Annotated in this window: 13 protein-coding genes; all 13 read right to left on the bottom strand. The window is 38.2% G+C overall.

Annotated features, from left to right (window positions below; all coding sequences use genetic code 11):
* Positions 1-76 precede the first annotated feature (76 nt).
* Positions 77-871 carry a gluconate 5-dehydrogenase gene (locus BGC7_RS13615; RefSeq protein ID WP_050702153.1) on the bottom strand — a complete coding sequence of 265 codons (795 nt, stop codon included), beginning with the start codon at positions 869-871 and terminating at the stop codon, positions 77-79.
* A 41-nt stretch (positions 872-912) separates the two neighbouring features.
* The gene (locus BGC7_RS13620) at positions 913-1,950 is read right to left on the bottom strand and encodes a sugar kinase (RefSeq protein WP_050702154.1); all 1,038 of its coding nucleotides are present in this window, start codon (positions 1,948-1,950) and stop codon (positions 913-915) included.
* A gap of 83 nt (positions 1,951-2,033) precedes the next feature.
* Positions 2,034-3,188 (bottom strand): DUF4861 domain-containing protein, encoded by a 1,155-nt coding sequence (locus BGC7_RS13625; protein WP_050702155.1) that lies wholly within the window; start codon positions 3,186-3,188, stop codon positions 2,034-2,036.
* 32 nt (positions 3,189-3,220) lie between these two features.
* Complete coding sequence (kduI, locus tag BGC7_RS13630) at positions 3,221-4,063, bottom strand: 5-dehydro-4-deoxy-D-glucuronate isomerase (RefSeq protein ID WP_050702156.1); 843 nt, start codon at positions 4,061-4,063, stop codon at positions 3,221-3,223.
* 27 nt (positions 4,064-4,090) lie between these two features.
* Entirely contained in the window at positions 4,091-5,497 is a 1,407-nt protein-coding gene (uxaC, locus tag BGC7_RS13635) for a glucuronate isomerase (RefSeq protein WP_050702157.1), read from the bottom strand.
* Between the two features lie 231 nt (positions 5,498-5,728).
* Positions 5,729-6,739, bottom strand: a complete 1,011-nt coding sequence (locus tag BGC7_RS13640) for an alpha/beta hydrolase (protein WP_082206756.1) — start codon at positions 6,737-6,739, stop codon at positions 5,729-5,731.
* 80 nt (positions 6,740-6,819) lie between these two features.
* Positions 6,820-8,448 (bottom strand): glycoside hydrolase family 43 protein, encoded by a 1,629-nt coding sequence (locus tag BGC7_RS13645; protein WP_050702158.1) that lies wholly within the window; start codon positions 8,446-8,448, stop codon positions 6,820-6,822.
* A gap of 1 nt (position 8,449) precedes the next feature.
* Complete coding sequence (locus BGC7_RS13650) at positions 8,450-10,096, bottom strand: rhamnogalacturonan acetylesterase (RefSeq protein ID WP_157258732.1); 1,647 nt, start codon at positions 10,094-10,096, stop codon at positions 8,450-8,452.
* Positions 10,093-11,052, bottom strand: coding sequence for a pectinesterase family protein (locus BGC7_RS13655; protein ID WP_050702160.1), 960 nt, complete (start codon positions 11,050-11,052; stop codon positions 10,093-10,095). Before BGC7_RS13655 ends, BGC7_RS13650 begins: the two co-directional genes overlap by 4 nt.
* Before the next feature lie 96 nt (positions 11,053-11,148).
* Positions 11,149-12,519, bottom strand: a complete 1,371-nt coding sequence (locus BGC7_RS13660) for a pectate lyase family protein (protein ID WP_050702161.1) — start codon at positions 12,517-12,519, stop codon at positions 11,149-11,151.
* Positions 12,520-12,661: 142 nt separating this feature from the next.
* Entirely contained in the window at positions 12,662-13,828 is a 1,167-nt protein-coding gene (locus BGC7_RS13665) for a glycoside hydrolase family 88/105 protein (protein ID WP_050702162.1), read from the bottom strand.
* 8 nt (positions 13,829-13,836) lie between these two features.
* Positions 13,837-15,456: a glycoside hydrolase family 28 protein gene (locus BGC7_RS13670; protein ID WP_242034363.1), complete on the bottom strand. Its 1,620-nt coding sequence runs from the start codon at positions 15,454-15,456 to the stop codon at positions 13,837-13,839.
* A gap of 187 nt (positions 15,457-15,643) precedes the next feature.
* Complete coding sequence (locus BGC7_RS13675) at positions 15,644-17,206, bottom strand: DUF4957 domain-containing protein (RefSeq protein WP_082206760.1); 1,563 nt, start codon at positions 17,204-17,206, stop codon at positions 15,644-15,646.
* Between the last annotated feature and the right edge of the window lie 13 nt (positions 17,207-17,219).

The raw sequence follows: 17,219 nt of genomic DNA on the forward strand, positions 1-17,219 counted from the left end.
TATGTATTTTAATCTAAGATCAATAAAAAAACAATGGCTGAATACGAGTACCTACTTGCCTTTAGAAAAATTATTATTATGGTTGTTTACCTATATAAGCAAGGATACCTCCATCTACGTAAAGGATGTGTCCGTTTACAAAATTAGATGCATCCGAAGCAAGGAATACTGCCGGTCCTTCAAGATCTTCCGGTGTTCCCCAGCGTGCAGCAGGAGTTTTAGCTATAATAAATGAGTCGAACGGATGACGTGAACCGTCTGCTTGCTTCTCGCGAAGAGGAGCTGTCTGAGGAGTAGCTATATAGCCCGGGCCTATACCATTACACTGAATATTGTGTTCACCATATTCGGAACAAATATTACGTGTAAGCATCTTCAGACCACCTTTAGCAGCAGCATAAGCTGATACAGTTTCGCGGCCAAGCTCGCTCATCATAGAACAGATATTGATAATTTTACCATGTCCTTTCTTTATCATGCTTGGTATAACTGCCTTAGATACAATAAATGGTCCATTAAGGTCGATATCAATCACCTGACGGAAATCGGCAGCAGACATTTCATGCATTGGTATACGCTTGATGATCCCTGCATTGTTTACCAGAATATCAATAACTCCAACTTCTTTTTCTATCTGAGCAACCATTGCATTTACGCCATCTTCGTCAGTAACGTCACAGATATATCCTTTTGCATCTATATTTGCTTCTTTATATGCTGCAAGGCCTTTTTGAATCGCTTCTTCGTTGCGATCGTTGAAAACTATCTTTGCTCCTGCACCAGCCAATGCTGAAGCAATTGCAAATCCGATACCGTAAGAAGCCCCTGTTACTAAGGCTACTTTACCGTTCAGTGAAAATTGATTTTGCATAATTATTTTGTTTTTAGGTTTATTGACAGATTAATAGATACTTATCTCGAAACACGGCCCGAACCATCACCTTTCATCAGGTTTTCTACTTCTGCCACCGTTACAAGATTAAAGTCTCCATATATAGTATGTTTCAGACACGATGCAGCTACAGCGAAATCAAGAGCTTTTTGATCGTCTTTAGGGTAAGAAATCAGTCCGTAAACAAGACCGCCCATAAAAGAGTCTCCGCCTCCTACTCTATCTACGATATGAGTTATATCGTAACGTTTAGACTGATATAGCTTATCTGAGTACAGACAACCTCCCCAAGTATTGTGATTAGCATTAATTGATCCGCGAAGAGTAATTATCACTTTTTTAGCACGAGGGAAGCGTTTCATCATCTGAGTACATACCGACTCAAATTCAGCAGCATCAACTTCTCCTCCGGTATGAGCAACATCAAAACCTTCAGGCTTAATTCCAAACACTTTCTCTGCATCTTCTTCGTTACCAAGAATAACATCACAACCTTCTACAAGAGCAGGCATTATTTCCGATGCTGTTTTTCCATATTTCCAAAGGTTCTTGCGATAATTCAAGTCTGTGGAAACAGTTACACCCATTTCATTAGCAATTTTGATAGCTTCGAGACAAGCATCGGCAGCACCCTGAGACAATGCAGGAGTGATTCCTGTCCAGTGAAACCATTGTGCATCTTTGAAGATTTCTCTCCAATTGATCATTCCCGGCTCAACTTGTGCAATCGCAGAGTCAGCTCTGTCATAAACAACCTTCGAAGCACGTGCTACAGCTCCTGTTTCTAGAAAATAGATACCTACACGATCGCCCCCTCTTTGGATATTACTTACTCCTACATTATATTTTCTAAGATCGGAAATACACCATTCTGCAATGTCGTTTTTAGGTAAACGAGTTACAAAGTCTGTAGGAATTCCATAATTAGCAAGAGATACAGCTACATTAGCTTCACCTCCACCAAAAGTGGCATTTAAGTTTGTTGATTGTATAAATCTTTGGTATCCGGGAGTTGCAAGACGCAACATCACTTCTCCGAATGTTACTACCTTTTTCATAGTTTGCTATAATAATTTAAAATGTTTGTTAGCCTTAAAAAACTCTGCCTGCAAAAACCTGCTGCTCACAGGCAGAGTTCCAATTAGTATTTAATTTTGAGTGGTTCTTTTAATGCGGTAGAGAAGTTCTCTAAGTATTTTTCAAAATCCTGCAATGTTGGGAATCCAAATTTAGCCCAACCATATCCGGTATAATAAGTAACCGGGATATTCGGCTGTTGGGTAGTAACACCTAAAACATGTGAATATTTATCGGTTTTCTTTGATACAGGGTTTGTATATTCGTAACTATTAATCTCTGTTTTGTTAAATCCCTGAGGAAAAACAAGTCCGAGATAAACACCTTCGACCTTTGCTGTCTTAGGCTCAGCATAAACAAGATAACCTTTTTCTACCTGAGAGATAATAGAGTCACCTTTTTCTCTTTTAGAGAATCCGGCTGCTACATCCATCGGTTCTTTTATAGTATATGCCTGTACTACTTTCGACAACTGAGATCCTGCATCAAGAGAAACAATACGTTTTTCTGCCACTTTATTACCATTTACATCCAGATCTTTATATGTTAGCTGAAATGTTGTGCGCAAAGGACCATTATCAAGAATTTCTTCGCTGGCAAAATTTTCATTCAATAATAGTTTATTGTTTATGAACGGAGCCATTGCTCCTGCTCCCAAACTATGACCTACCTTATAGTCATCTAGTCCGCCACCATTATCGTTGTGATAAGAAGCAACTCCAGCCAAGTCGTCTTTATACCATTTGTCTATCACAAGTTCGTTTGTACGTTTGTACCAAACATCGAAACCATTACTTGGCCCGTCTATAGCTATAAGAGCCGGCCCATAGGCACGGAAAGCCACGCGGTCATTTTCCCAAGCAAAGTCATCTTTACGTTCTGTTATAAGACGACCGTATGTTTTAGATTCATATTTCTGTGCTTCACCTGTAGTAATAATGAATGTCTTAGATTCATTCGCTTTCAATTGAGGCTGAAATATTATTTTACGGTCGAATGTAGCCTGAGATGGGATAACTTCTCCTGCTGTTGTTTTCACGACATATACCAAGCTGTCTGTTAAAGGAATTTTACCCTTAATGGTATCGATCGGAATTTCTACCAACTCAGTCAAACGATCGAAGTTACTTGGGTTTTCCACTGTTACTTTTACATTCTTTTCTGTAGAACAAGAAAACATGAAAGTAACAGCTAATAACAATAAATATATATTTTTCATTTATTTTTTTACTTTACAGATTCAAATTTGTCTTAACGTAATTTATCAGCAGTGAAAGTGTCCATATCATCATAATCAAGGTTTTCTCCACACATTGCCCAGATGAAAGTATAATTACTTGTTCCTGCCGCAGAGTGTATAGACCACGATGGAGAAATAACTGCCTGTTCGTTGGCCATAAAGATATGGCGTGTTTCCTGAGGTTGTCCCATAAAATGGCATACAGCTTGTTTTTCAGGAACTTTGAAATAAAAGTATGCTTCCATACGACGAGAGTGTGTATGTGGAGGCATTGTATTCCATACGCTTCCTTCTTTCAGCTCTGTCATACCCATCTGCAACTGGCAACATGGTACTATTTCACTCAATATAAGTTGATTTAGTAAGCGCTCGTTTGATGTTGCAGGAGCTCCTAAGTCTCTTGTACGACGCATTTCTGACGTAATTTGTGCTGTAGGATATTCTTTATGTGCCGGAGAAGAAGCAAAATAATATTTTGCAGGTTTAGCACCATCATTACTCTTAAAGATAACTTCTTTCGAACCACGTCCTACATATACGGCATCTTTGAATGCCATTTTGTAATCTTTACCATCAACCGATACAACACCTTCTCCTTCGATACAGATAATCCCTAATTCTCTGCGCTCGCAAAAATATTCGGAACGGATAAGGTCTACTGTTTCAAGCTTAAGAGCTTCTTTTACCGGCAATGCACCGCCAATGATCAAGCGATCGTTATGTGTATAAGTCATAAGCACACTATCAGCCTCGAACAATTTTTCAACTAAAAATTCATTTCTCAACTGTGTTGTGTCATAATTCTTCACATCGTTAGGATGTGTTCCCCAACGTTCTTCAATAACTGTTTTCATTGTTTTTATTATTTAAAATATTGATCTTTAGAAATTAAAAAAGTTTTTTGCGTTGTAGTAAGAAACGTCTTCAACCAATTTACCTAAGAACGGTAATTCTGAAGAAGGCAACAATCCTTGCTCTACATCTGTACCTATAAGGTTACATAAAATGCGACGGAAATATTCGTGGCGAGGGTATGACAAGAAGCTGCGAGAATCTGTCAACATACCTACAAACCGGCTCAATAGCCCAAGATTGGATAATGAATTCATCTGTGCTTCCATTCCTGTTTTTTGATCAAGGAACCACCATCCCGAACCAAATTGAATTTTACCGGCTACCGATCCGTCCTGGAAATTTCCAATCATAGTTGCAATCAGATCATTGTCTCGTGGATTTAGATTATATATAATAGTTTTAGCCAGTTTATTATCAGTATCCAGTCTGTTCAAAAACTTCGACATAGCCTTAGCTATTGTAAAGTCTCCTATAGAATCGAAACCTGTATCAGCACCCAATTTCTTAAATAAGCGAGTATTATTGTTGCGGATTGCTCCGTAGTGGAATTGTTGTGTCCAGCCTTTTTCCCAATCCATAATGGCACCTTCAACAAGCATTGCCGATTTGAATTTTACGATTTCGCTCCGGGTAAGCTCTTTTCCTCCGTATACTTTATTGAATATTTCGTCTATTCCGCTCTGAGTATAGTCTTCGGCATAGAATTCTTCGATACCATGATCGGAAAGTTTACATCCTACACTAGCAAAGAAATCGTGACGCTTGCGTAGCGCAGCAATCAGGTCTGTAAAATTACTTACAGGAACTCCGGAAACTTCCGATAGTTTTTCCACATATGCTCTGAACACTTCTGGTATCTCTACCGCCATAGCTTTGTCAGGACGCCATGTAGGCAATACTTTCACCTCGAAACCCTCTTTCTTCAAAGCCAAATGATGTTCTAGCGAATCAATTGGATCATCAGTTGTACATACTGCTTCTACATTATAATGTTTCATAAGACCACGAGCCGAAAATTCAGAAGTACGCAATTTTGCTGTACATTCGTCATATATTTCTTTTGCTGTTTCCGGTTTCAAAAGCTTTGTTACTCCAAATGCTGTTTTTAGTTCGAGATGCGTCCAATGATACAACGGATTACGCATTGTGTATGGAACTGTTTCTGCCCATTTTTCAAATTTTTCCCAATCGTTAGTATCTTTACCTGTACAAAAACGTTCGTCGATACCATTTGTACGCATAGCACGCCATTTGTAGTGATCTCCGCCCAACCAAATCTCTCCAAGATTATCAAACTGATAGTTCTCTGCTATCAACTTCGGATCAAGATGACAGTGATAGTCTATAATAGGTAAAGACTTTGCATGTTGATGGTACAACTGTTGAGCTGTTTCGTTTTGTAATACGAAATTATCATCTAAAAACTGTTTCATTTTTGTATCTTATTTATGTTTTAATATATTCTAAATTCTCTGAAACGACGAATGGTGTGTACGCACACATAATATATTTAGTGCAAATGTATCACGAATAATTCAAAAAACAAATATGTGTGCGCACACACATATTTACAATAATACATAATACACTATGTATAAGCCATATAATATCATTTAAAAAAATATAAAAATGTTATATAACATGCCTGATAGGGCTGAAAATATTCATTTACATTTTTTTACTTCCAACACGTTATTCAAGAAATCTGTCATATAATCTACCGTTATAGTAAACCAAGGATGAAAAAGCCAGAATGTATGTGGAGTATCATCAATGGAATATACCGCTGTATATATTTTATATTTTGACAACTTTTCAATAGCGGCATCGCGTCCTGCATGAAAGCGAGGAATACTACTATTTATAAAACAAACAGGAGCTGACTTTTCTGTAATATGATATATAGGAGAAGCATTAATCCATGCTTCTTGTTTGTCTTCAAAAGTACCGCCAAACCACTTCACCGCAGAAGGTATTTTATTCTTCGACAAAGAGACTCTCGAGGCTTCCAGTTCATCGGAAAGAAAATCTGAAATACCATCTATATTAACCACTGCATGCACGCTGCTCGAATAATCAGCATATTCACTTCTATCTTCGTACTCGGGTAAGCTATTTGTCATACCGACAAGCATTGCAAGCTGTCCTCCGGCCGAACACCCGGAAATAGCTATCCGAGTAGTATCTATATTGTATTCGGAAGCATTTGCCTTAACCCATCTTACAGCAGCCTTCAGGTCGTGAAGAGCAGCAGGATAAAGAGCTTCGGGCGACAGACGATATTCTACCGGAATAGCAACGAAACCCTTAGTTGCAATCTGCTGAGCCATTGGCACCTGCAACGAGAGACTACCCGAACCCCATCCTCCTCCATGTACCATAAGCAATGCCGGATATAGTTTTGTGTCATCAGGTCTGTATACATTCAGATGCAGAACTCTATCAGGAGCAAGAGTACGATAATCAATATTTTCTTTAGCAAAAACACCTTTGGGTAACGACGGTTTCACTATTTCGATATATGGCCTCACTTTTCGCTCCTTGATAAAAGCACTATGAACTGTAAATGAAGTATCGCGAGGTATACCATCTACAGAAACGATCTGTGCTGAAAGAGATTTACAAAATAAGAAACCTAACAGAACGAAAAAGTATATATTTAAAAGTCTAATCATTTATAGTTTATTTTCTTATAAACCAATAGGCAAGGGCTACGATGAATAGCCCCCACCAATGGCCTAACCTAAAAACAATTCTACATATTTTTTACTATTCTGAACCAGTCTACATCGACACGACCACCATCATTTTTCGGAAATGAGCGTGTACAAAAAACTCCGACTTTGGCTCCAATCCATTTGCCCTCTTTGGCCTTGAAGGTTTTTCCTATATTCTTGTATTGCCTTCCATCTGTACTATAGCTGAATAAACAGGTATTCCCATTTGCAACTCGAACTTTTAAATAGACTGTGGCTTGTTTCAAACTTACCGATTCATTTATCTTTTCTTCTGTTCCTTTTTCGGCATTGAGACACTCGTTATGCGACAAAAGAAAGCCCTCATCGGTTCTTTCGAAAGAGAGAAGAGAATAGTCCATTCCCATAATCAACAATCCGGTACGTTCTCCAACAAAACGGGAGTCGGGGGTCAATGTCAATTTCACAGATGTTGTAAAATCCGGTGCAGGGAATTTTTGGAGAAGAAGATTGGGCACATCCCACAGATTTTTATAGTTGTCGGGAATAGGAACAGAATATAAACTTAAAACGCCTTTTTCTTTATTTGTAAAATACCACCATGATTGAGGGTTTGCATGCCATTGCCATTGTAATCCAAGAGTATTTGCAGAAAATTCATCACTCTCTATAGGGGTCTCAATTGGGCGATTCCCTTTTATATCAGGCTTCCTAAATTCGAGGACAGGATTACCACAACCATCCCCATCAGCATCTATCCCAATAACAGGCCAATCATTTTTCCAAACCATCGGTTGCAGATGCATAACCCGCCCCACTGTTCCAACATCCTGAAAGTGAAAGAACCAATCTTCACCATTTTCGGTATCTACCCAAGCACCCTGATGGGGGCCATTAACAGAAGTATTTCCTTGCTCCATCACAATCTTACGTTCGTAAGGGCCAAATATGTCTTTTGATCTCATTGCCAGCTGCCAACCAGTAGCAACCCCTCCGGCGGGCGCAAAAATATAATAGTATCCGTTTCGTTTATAGAACTTAGGCCCTTCTATCGTAGGATCCAAATCATGCCCATCGTATACGATCCGAGATTCTCCAACAGCCTTTTTTCCATCGGCAGAAAGAGCTGTAACTGCAAGCAGGCTCTTTATACCGGCACGACTACCTGCATAAGCATGGGCAAGATATACTTTTCCATCATCATCGAATAAGGGACAAGCATCAATCAATCCTTTTCCTTCCTTTACCAAAGTCAAAGGCTCCCATTCTCCTGCGGGATCTTTCGATTTAGTCATAAAGATACCTTGATCGGGATCGCCATAGAAAATATAGAATTCTCCTTTATGGTAGCGAATCGAAGGAGCCCACACACCGCCTCCATGTATAACTTTAGAAAAAACATCGATAGGAGTAAGTTTGTTGATAGCATAACCTATAATACGCCAATTGATCATATCCTTAGAATGAAGAATAGGCAAGCCGGGAACACAATTAAAACTGGATGCTGTCATATAATAATCATCCCCCACCCTACAAACATCCGGATCGGAATAGTCGGCATAGAGTACCGGATTCTTATACTTTCCATTATCCAGATCCGAAACCCATACGTCTGAAACATAATTCGTCTGAGCATTCGAAAAAAGAGTGATGAACGTAAGAATAAAATATACTGAAAACTTTTTCATACTATTTACCAAGACCTTTAATCAGAATATTATCTAAATGAAACTTATTATACATGCCAGCCCTATCCCATGGATATATTCGCAATCGATATGTTTTTCCTTTCGATAGTTTCACCATTGTATGAAATGAATACGTCTTAAGAGCCTTATCGCTCATATTCTCCATCACGGTATATGAATCCGGCTTTGAAAAATTATCATTGACCGAGCCTAATACTGTAAATTGCATCTTATCTCCATTATAAGATTTGAGATCGAATGAGATATAATTTAAATAGACGTCATATAACTTGGCTGTAAGTGAAATTTCGACATATCTAGCCGTATTCATATCTATTTCACCCTTAAGATTTACATTATTTTTTCCCTGCTGTAGAGTTTCCAAGAGAAAAGGCTCCTTCTCCGTAGAGGTAACAGGTTCTAAACCGATTAATTCTGAATTAACTATAAGATCTCTTTTGGTTTCAATATCAGAATCTTTATCAAAAAAATAATGAGACTGGATTTTCACATCAATAGCTTTATTGCCATCAGCAGCTACTCCTTTTCCTTTGAGATGTATATTATTATGTCGATCATTGTTAATTGTTAGGCGTAAATTCTGATTGTAAGCGTCTGCCTTATCGGGTATGAAGTGAACATACACAGGATAATAAAAATCTCCTGTCTTGGAGACAATATTCAACTCATCTTTATATCCATCGTTAGGAGAGAGAGAAAGGGAGAACGGGGAATTTACTTTCAGTTTGAAACGCTGTTCGATAGGCAGTTCAGAACCCATTATGGACAATACCTTTACCGAAGGTATAGTAACTAATTGCAATCCTAAATCGAGCTGATGTGGCGCAATATAAGGCGTCTTAGGAAATTGTATATATTGTGTGAGTATTCCTTGCTGAAGCAGTTGCTTTACAAATAACCGAGAGAATACAATGCCCCCCATTGCTTTCAGGTGTGTATTGTCTTCGACACAGTAAATAATTTCTTTCGACTTATAAGGCCCGTATTCCTCTACCAATTTTTGAGTAAGCGAAGTCATATCTATCAACGGAACATCCATATTTTGGGCAACGGATTTCATGGCAAGGGCGTAGTTGAGTATCGAATCATTTTTCTCTTCGGCATATTGTACCAGATTATGTTTGCCTCGTTCGGTAAGAGTCTTGCCTTCCTCATCAAACATACGCCTCACAACAGGAGTTATCAAAATCGGGATAGCTCCTTTTTCCCTACTTTCTGTAATATATTTCGAGAGATATTTCACATATTGCCCCCAAGGAGCCGTACCTCGCTCTTTCTTATCTTCTTCACCAGTATCTTTACCATCATTTTTCTCATCATTATGTCCGAACTGAATAAAAACATAATCTCCTGTTTTTAGCGTATTACAAAGATTATTTTCCCAAAATTCGAAATAAAAAGATTTTGAGCTCCTGCCATTTTTAGCTGCATTGTCTATTCTTACATCTTCGGTAAAAAACATCGGCAACATCTGCACCCATCCTCTTTTTTCCTTCTCTTCGCTATTCTTAGCCTCATCATAATCGGCCATTGTAGAATCTCCAATAGACAAAATGCGTACCTGAGCTGAGAGTAAGCAGGCACAAGAAATAAGGCACAAAAAAACAACAAATTTCATTTTATTCATTTCAATAATGCTTTGGGATTCCAATTGTCGCAACCACCAAGCACATTGGCTACTGTATATTCTTTTATTTGGCCGGCAGTAAGTATCTGTGACCATTTTACCCGCTGCGAAGTATCGGCTCCTTTTCCTGTGTTGTTGTATTCCATATACCGAACAGTTTTTTCATTGTCCGGGTTTTTCCAATTATCCCAACCTGCCGGAAGTATTTCTTGCGGCAAAGAACAATTCATGAACAATGCCATGGCATAAGCACGCCAGGGACGCCCCAGATACATAGCCTTAACTTCATCAGAAACTGTTATTTGGCAGTTATTGAAAATATATCCATATTTTATATTCTGAGGTGTATTTGCTGCCGTGATATACGAATCTTTTTTACAATGGATAGTACACCCTTCGAACCATGCTGTAGACGGGCCAAAAATGAAGTCGGTAGTACCTTCTATATAACAATTCTCGAAATACTGACGAGCCCCATCTCTGCCAACATAGACAGTATCTTGATTCCCTAAAAATTTGCAATTACGGAATATAACTCTGTCTCCCTCTATATGAATGGCAACTGCCTGTCCTAGAGGTTCAGCAGAGTTTTCGACAGTAAGATTTTCTAAAATAATATCATTGCCACTAAGCAGAAAAGTATAGGTCTTGAAAGTCCCCATTTTATTTATATTGGCATGATCGTCATAGTTTATTATTGTATGATCTCGATCTTCACCAACTAGTCTCACATTTGTTACGTGAGGAGGTAAAATCAACTTCTCTTTATATACTCCTTTCTTGATACGAATAGTAATTTGCCCTCTGGGGTCGGCTGTCCGTACAGAGTTTATAGCTTCTTGTATATTTCGGAAATCTCCTGTTCCATTACGGTCTACAACAACTTCATTCTTCTCCTGAGCTGAAAGACCTAACAAAAATGAAAATAAGATGACGAAAGAAAATATATATTTCATGGCAACAATTTAAACAATAGAAATATTTTACACAACAATATTAAAGTATAGCCCAAGCTATACAAAAGAAGAAAACAAAAGGTCTTTGTGACCTTATTATTTGGAGATAAGACTATTCAGATAAACCTCAAGGTAAGTATAGCCTTCTTTATTCAAATCAGTTGCTTTACATCCCGGATAGTTCTTTTCGAGCCATCCATCAGGAATACCATCAATATCGGAATCTACAAGAACCTGTGAGGAATCGAAAGAATAGTCTTCCCAACCTCCTACATCACCCTGTGTATCTATCATTCCCGGTCTGGTATCAGCTTTTCCGGATGCTCTTTTAGGAGTCAGCCCTTTTTTCACTTCATTTATCACCCGCGCATCGGTTTTATCCCTTTTATAACTTGCACCAGCTTTGAGAAGAACATTCTGATATGCCCCCTCTGCGCTCTCAGTGGTAACATATGGCACATTGAAAGGAATAACAGATATTAATTCCATCAAATTTTTACTCGACGGATTGGGTTGCAATCCCAATAAATTATTTTTAGTAACTTTTTCGTTGTCAGGAAAAAAATTCCCTTCTACAAAAAACTTACCCCATGTATCCTTTTCCTGTTTATTTTTTCCATCATCGCCATTGGGAGCGAATATACGCCCTTTGTGAGAAGATGTTGCTGTAGGCTTATAGTAGTTGTTTACAAAATTATATCGTCCGCCTTCGCCTGCATATCCACTATTACTGCCCCAATTATATATCACATTGTTTCTGAAATCTACAAGTTCCAGATCCGGACGATTGCTATAACGGCTCCCGCACATACGAGGATTGCGACTATCGTGATGAGCCAATAAATTGTGATGATAAGACGCTTTTTGTCCTCCCCAGATTGCCCCGTATCCATGACTGCCTTTTCGGTGTACAGAGGCACGAAGGCTTTCCGAAATTATGCACCATTGCATAGTGAAGTTTTCATTATCATAGAATGAAGAGCATTCATCGGTACTCCAGCTCATGGAACAATGGTCTATAATAATATTTTTATTCCTATATCCATATAATGCGTCATCTTCTACTTTCTGCAAATCTCCCATACGAAATCGCATATAACGAATTATAATATTGTTGCCATCTACCCTTACCGGATAATCTGCAATACAGATACCATCGCCCGGTGCACTTTGTCCGGCAATAGTAGTACTATCCGTAACATGAAGTTTATTTTTTAACCGTATAATACCTGCAACTTTAAATAGTATTGTTTTTGCTCCGGACTGTTTAAGGCACCAGCGAAGAGAACCCTCTTGTGTCTTTTTATTTCCGGCAATAGTATCTTCCAGCGTATTTACATAATAGACTTTTCCTCCCCTGCCACCAACAGTGTACATTCCTCCTCCTTCGGCTCCGGGAAAAGCAGGAGTCTGCCCAAAGGCTGATAAAGAAATAAGCAGTAATGTTAGAACCGATAATATTTTCATCTTAGGATTTTCAATTAAATAGTAAAAAGAATTTAATGTCACATTTGCTCCTATTTTTTAATTTAAACCACAGAGTAAAAGGAGTAACTCGGAGTTCTTTTATATTGCACTGCAAAATGCGTCATTAATTATTGTCATTAGCTTATCTGTCGAGTAATATGCTCAGCATAATAAAAGGAGCTACAGCTTTAGGATCATTGTCTCTCACGGGTTCGCCAATATAATATTTGTAACTGCCGTCACGATAATTCTTATCACCACCCAATCCGGCAACAGCACAGCCATCGGTGAGAGATATAGTACCATCCTCATTTTCTTTTATAAATCTATCTACAAACTGCCCATAGGCTTTTTCTCCTTTTTGTAGATAGTCTTTGTCCAAGTATCCTTTTTGAGCACCTTTTACCCAAGAATAAATAAACATGGCCGATGCGCTTGACTCCAAATAGTTCCCTTTACGGCCTATCTGGTCTGTTACCTGATACCACATACCTGTATTTTCGTCTCTGTATTTTTCTATGGCAGACGATAAGTTTTCAAGCAATCCGATCAATTTGCCTCTCTCCTGATGATTTTCCGGAAGATAATCCAGTACATCTACAATCGCCATCATATACCAACCGATACTTCTTGACCAAAAATTAGGAGACAGGCCTGTTTTAGGGTTAGCCCAACGCTGTTGCTTGCTTTCATCCCAACCATGATAGTAAAGCCCTGTAGCTGAATCATACATATATTTATGCACATCAAGGATTTGCAAGACAACATCGTCAAATAGTTCCGGTTCATTGAATGTTTTTGCATATTCGGCAAGAAAAGGACCTGCCATGTAAAGGCCGTCGAGCCATACCTGATGCGGGTATATCTTTTTGTGCCAAAAACTTCCTGCCGATGTACGAGGATGGGTACGCATTTGCTCTCTCATCAGATCTATGGCTTTTTTGAAACGTTCCTGCTTTGTTAATGCGTAAACAGGAAAAAGAAATTTACCCGAGTTTACCCGATCTATATTATATTCTAAAGGTTTATAGGTTTTTATCTGTCCGTCCTGAGCAACCATAAGATCGGCAAAGCTATATACATAGTCGTAATACGACTGGTCGAAAGTCTTTTGCCAGACTTGAAATATTGCCTGCAATTCTAATCCATGACAGTAGTTCCATTTAGGTTTTGCTGAAAAATCGAGCATCCACGACTCGGGATTACGCTTAATTTCAGAATCGGCCAAACGAACATAATATTTTGTCTGAGCCTCTATTGCTACAATAGAGACCACAGACAATAATAATATAAGCAACCTTACCTTCATAACCTTTTTTATTTTGTTTCTTTTATCAAATTCTTATTCAAAGTTTTCGGTAATTGAATATTCTTATTTTTACCACTTATGTTAACCACTTCTTTGAGTGATGAAGGATACTCGAAGCTTGAAAGATTAAAGTTTTCTATATTTTTTAAGATTAAAGCCGCCCCTTGTTTTGGTAAAATCTTTACATTTTTGAAATTTATATCTTTCGATTCCACAAGCTCTGCTCCGATATTGGAAGTTATAGTCACATTCTCTACATTAATATTCTCTATTTTCATTTCGGGTAGGCCGTTGAAAAACATTGCACGACGAGCATTACGCGAAGTGAGATTTTTTACATAGATATTCTTAAACGATGGTGTAGTTTCATCTACAGCAGATTTTTCGAGATCTACAGGAACTATATCCCCATCTTCGAGAGATTCGCTTGCCGACTTACCTCCGTAATATAAATCGAAAAGAAACGATTCGGTAGCAATATCAAACATATTAATATTGCTAATATAGATATTTTCAACCACTCCTCCACGTCCGCGACGACTCTTAAATCTCAGCCCAACATCAGTTCCCAGAAACTGACAATTAGAAACAGATATATTTCTTACACTACCTGACATTTCACTACCGACAACAAAACCTCCGTGCCCCTGAAAAACTTTGCAATTATCTATCAACACATTTTCAGTAGGGCGATTGCGACGACGACCATCCTCATCTTTCCCTGATTTAATACAGATAGCATCATCTCCCACATCGAATACACTGTTTACAATAATAGAGTTTACACACGACTCAAGATCGAGCCCATCTCCATTCTGCGCATATCCGGGGTTACGAACAAATATATTGTCTACTATTACATTTTCACACATAAGCGGATGAATATTCCAACATGGAGAGTTTTCAAATAACACTCCTTCGAGCAATACATTTTTACATTCGATAAAGCTAACCATTACCGGACGAAGAAAATCTTTTATTTCGAGCCACTCAGCCTCTGTCAAATCTTTTCTCGGAACATTCATGTCACTTATTTCCAAGCCTTTCAGAGACCCTTTAGAAGGAAACCAATAGTTTTTATCTTTGACTACTCCTCCGGATGCAACAACCCTCTTCCAATGACTGTCTGTTACTTTTCCTTTTTTTAGCGGACGCCATGCTTCTCCGGAGCCATTGATAGATCCTTTGCCTGTTATAGCTATATTCTGAAGGTTTCGTCCTGATATTGGAGACTGGCAACGGCGAGTATCAAGCCCTTCGAAGACTGTATTGACAAGAGGATATAAGTCAAAATTAGCAGAAAAAAGGATCAGTGCACCTTTTTCTAAATGAAGATTTATATTCGATCTGAACACAATAGGCCCTGTATACCAAACTCCGGAAGGAACATGAAGAGTACCTCCTCCTTTCTGAGACAAAGAGGACATAGCCCTCTCAAAGGCTTCTGTATTTAAAGTTATTCCATCAGAAACCCCTCCAAAATCTGCTATAGAAACCTCATTGGACGGAAACACAGGTCTTTCGACATGGTTCATTCTGAAAGGGATATTTTCGTATAGATACTCGTACTTATAGTCGTTTTTTTGTGCATATCCCAATTGAGGAATTATTATCAATAAAGACAGCATAAAAAATTGGATCATCTTTAGTTTTCTCATTATTATGGTTTTGCTTTTTCTAAACTTTAGGACTATTCAAACTCTACCAAAAAAGTATTTCTCAGCAGAAAAATAAGTTTAGCAATTCAAAATATATTATTTAGTTTTCAGTATCAGGTATAGAGATCATCTCTACGCCTGATACCAAAATTATTATTTAATCAATCCATCTTGGATCTCCGACATTTACATTCGGATTTTTAACCTTAAAGTTGCCTGCAGCTGCATCTTCAAACTGAGGATCAAGAGTTGTATGATTTCCTGAAATATCATATTTTACTCCAGATGCAGGAACTGCAGGGGCAATGAAGTTAGGAGCGTTGAAGTAATTATTTTTTGAACATTCCGGCTGGCTTGTCGCACTCTGGTTTGTGAAAGTAGCAACAGTTTCAGCAATGATCGTATTTTTTACAGCTATTGTATTTGTTTTGAATCGAACATACAGTAATCGTTTACCGCTAGTATTCGAAACTTTATACAAAGTACAGTTCTCTATACTGATATCAACATTTCCCGGATGGGTCGTAGAACCGTCATTATCGACACGGATAAAATCACGGGCAGCAGCAACATTATTAAATGTACTATTAGTCAACGTAAGTTTCTTCAATAAGCTTTTACGAATATCGATCCCATCAGCACCATTTGTCAATATATTCGTTATTATACTATTATTAATCTTGACAGACTCGATAACTCCAAGCATACCGCTTACTTCTGCAACTAAAGATTTTTCATAATTTCGTATTTCACAGCCATCAATAGTTATGTTGCCATATGTACCGGACATTGTTGCAAAGCGAATAGGGTTATCTAATAATGTGTTATCGCTCTTCGTTCCATCCATGATCAAAGATTTTAGATCTAAAGAGTTAATAGATTCAATGTCAAATTGAGCATGAATTATAGGCTTATTATTTATGTCCGCACCAGAAATTGAAACACTTTTTGTGATATTCAATACTGTTCCGTCTGTAAGATAATTACCCGGCAAGAGTAAGAATGCTGCTCCTTCGTTTGCTGCAGCCAATTCACCGATCAGATCATCGTCAGGGCCTATAAATTTCGTTCCTTCTTTCAATGTGGTTACACTCTTATCTCCGATCTTTTGCTTTTCTTGTCCATAGAGAATTGCTCTATAAGTAGTTTCAGGACTTAACCCTGTCAGCTTAATCACTCCGGCATTTACTTCTTCTTGGGATATGGTATGAGTAATAGCTGTTCCGCTAGCCGGAGTAAGCACAACTCGTGAGGCATAAGTACCGGCAGGCCATCTGAGAATTATTTCAGTAGATCCTATATCTCCTATTTGTGGATCAAGGTACAAGCTGTTGACACTGGTCTTAAATGCAATACCATTCCATTTAGAATCGTCTATACTATCAGAGACAGATTTCACACGTGCAGAATACTGCATGTCGCCTTCAAGTACATATTTAAATTCAGTATTTAAAACTTCGGCTGTATATACAAGATTTTGAGCTTCAAATTTCAAACTGTCTTTATATAATTCTACAATGTAGGATTGTGCCCCCTTCACGTCTTTCCATTTAAGAGTAAGCTCTACTACTTTACTCAACCTTGCCTCCATTCCTGTTGGAGAAAAAACCCTGTCAAAATCGAGTGAAGTGATCTCATCGTCCCTGTCGTCGCACGACACTATTGCCAAACTTAACAATAGCATGAGAGCGAATATATTTTTTATCGTAAAATTTTTCATATTGTTGCTTTAA

Source organism: Dysgonomonas sp. BGC7 (assembly GCF_001261735.1).
Taxonomy (GTDB): domain Bacteria; phylum Bacteroidota; class Bacteroidia; order Bacteroidales; family Dysgonomonadaceae; genus Dysgonomonas.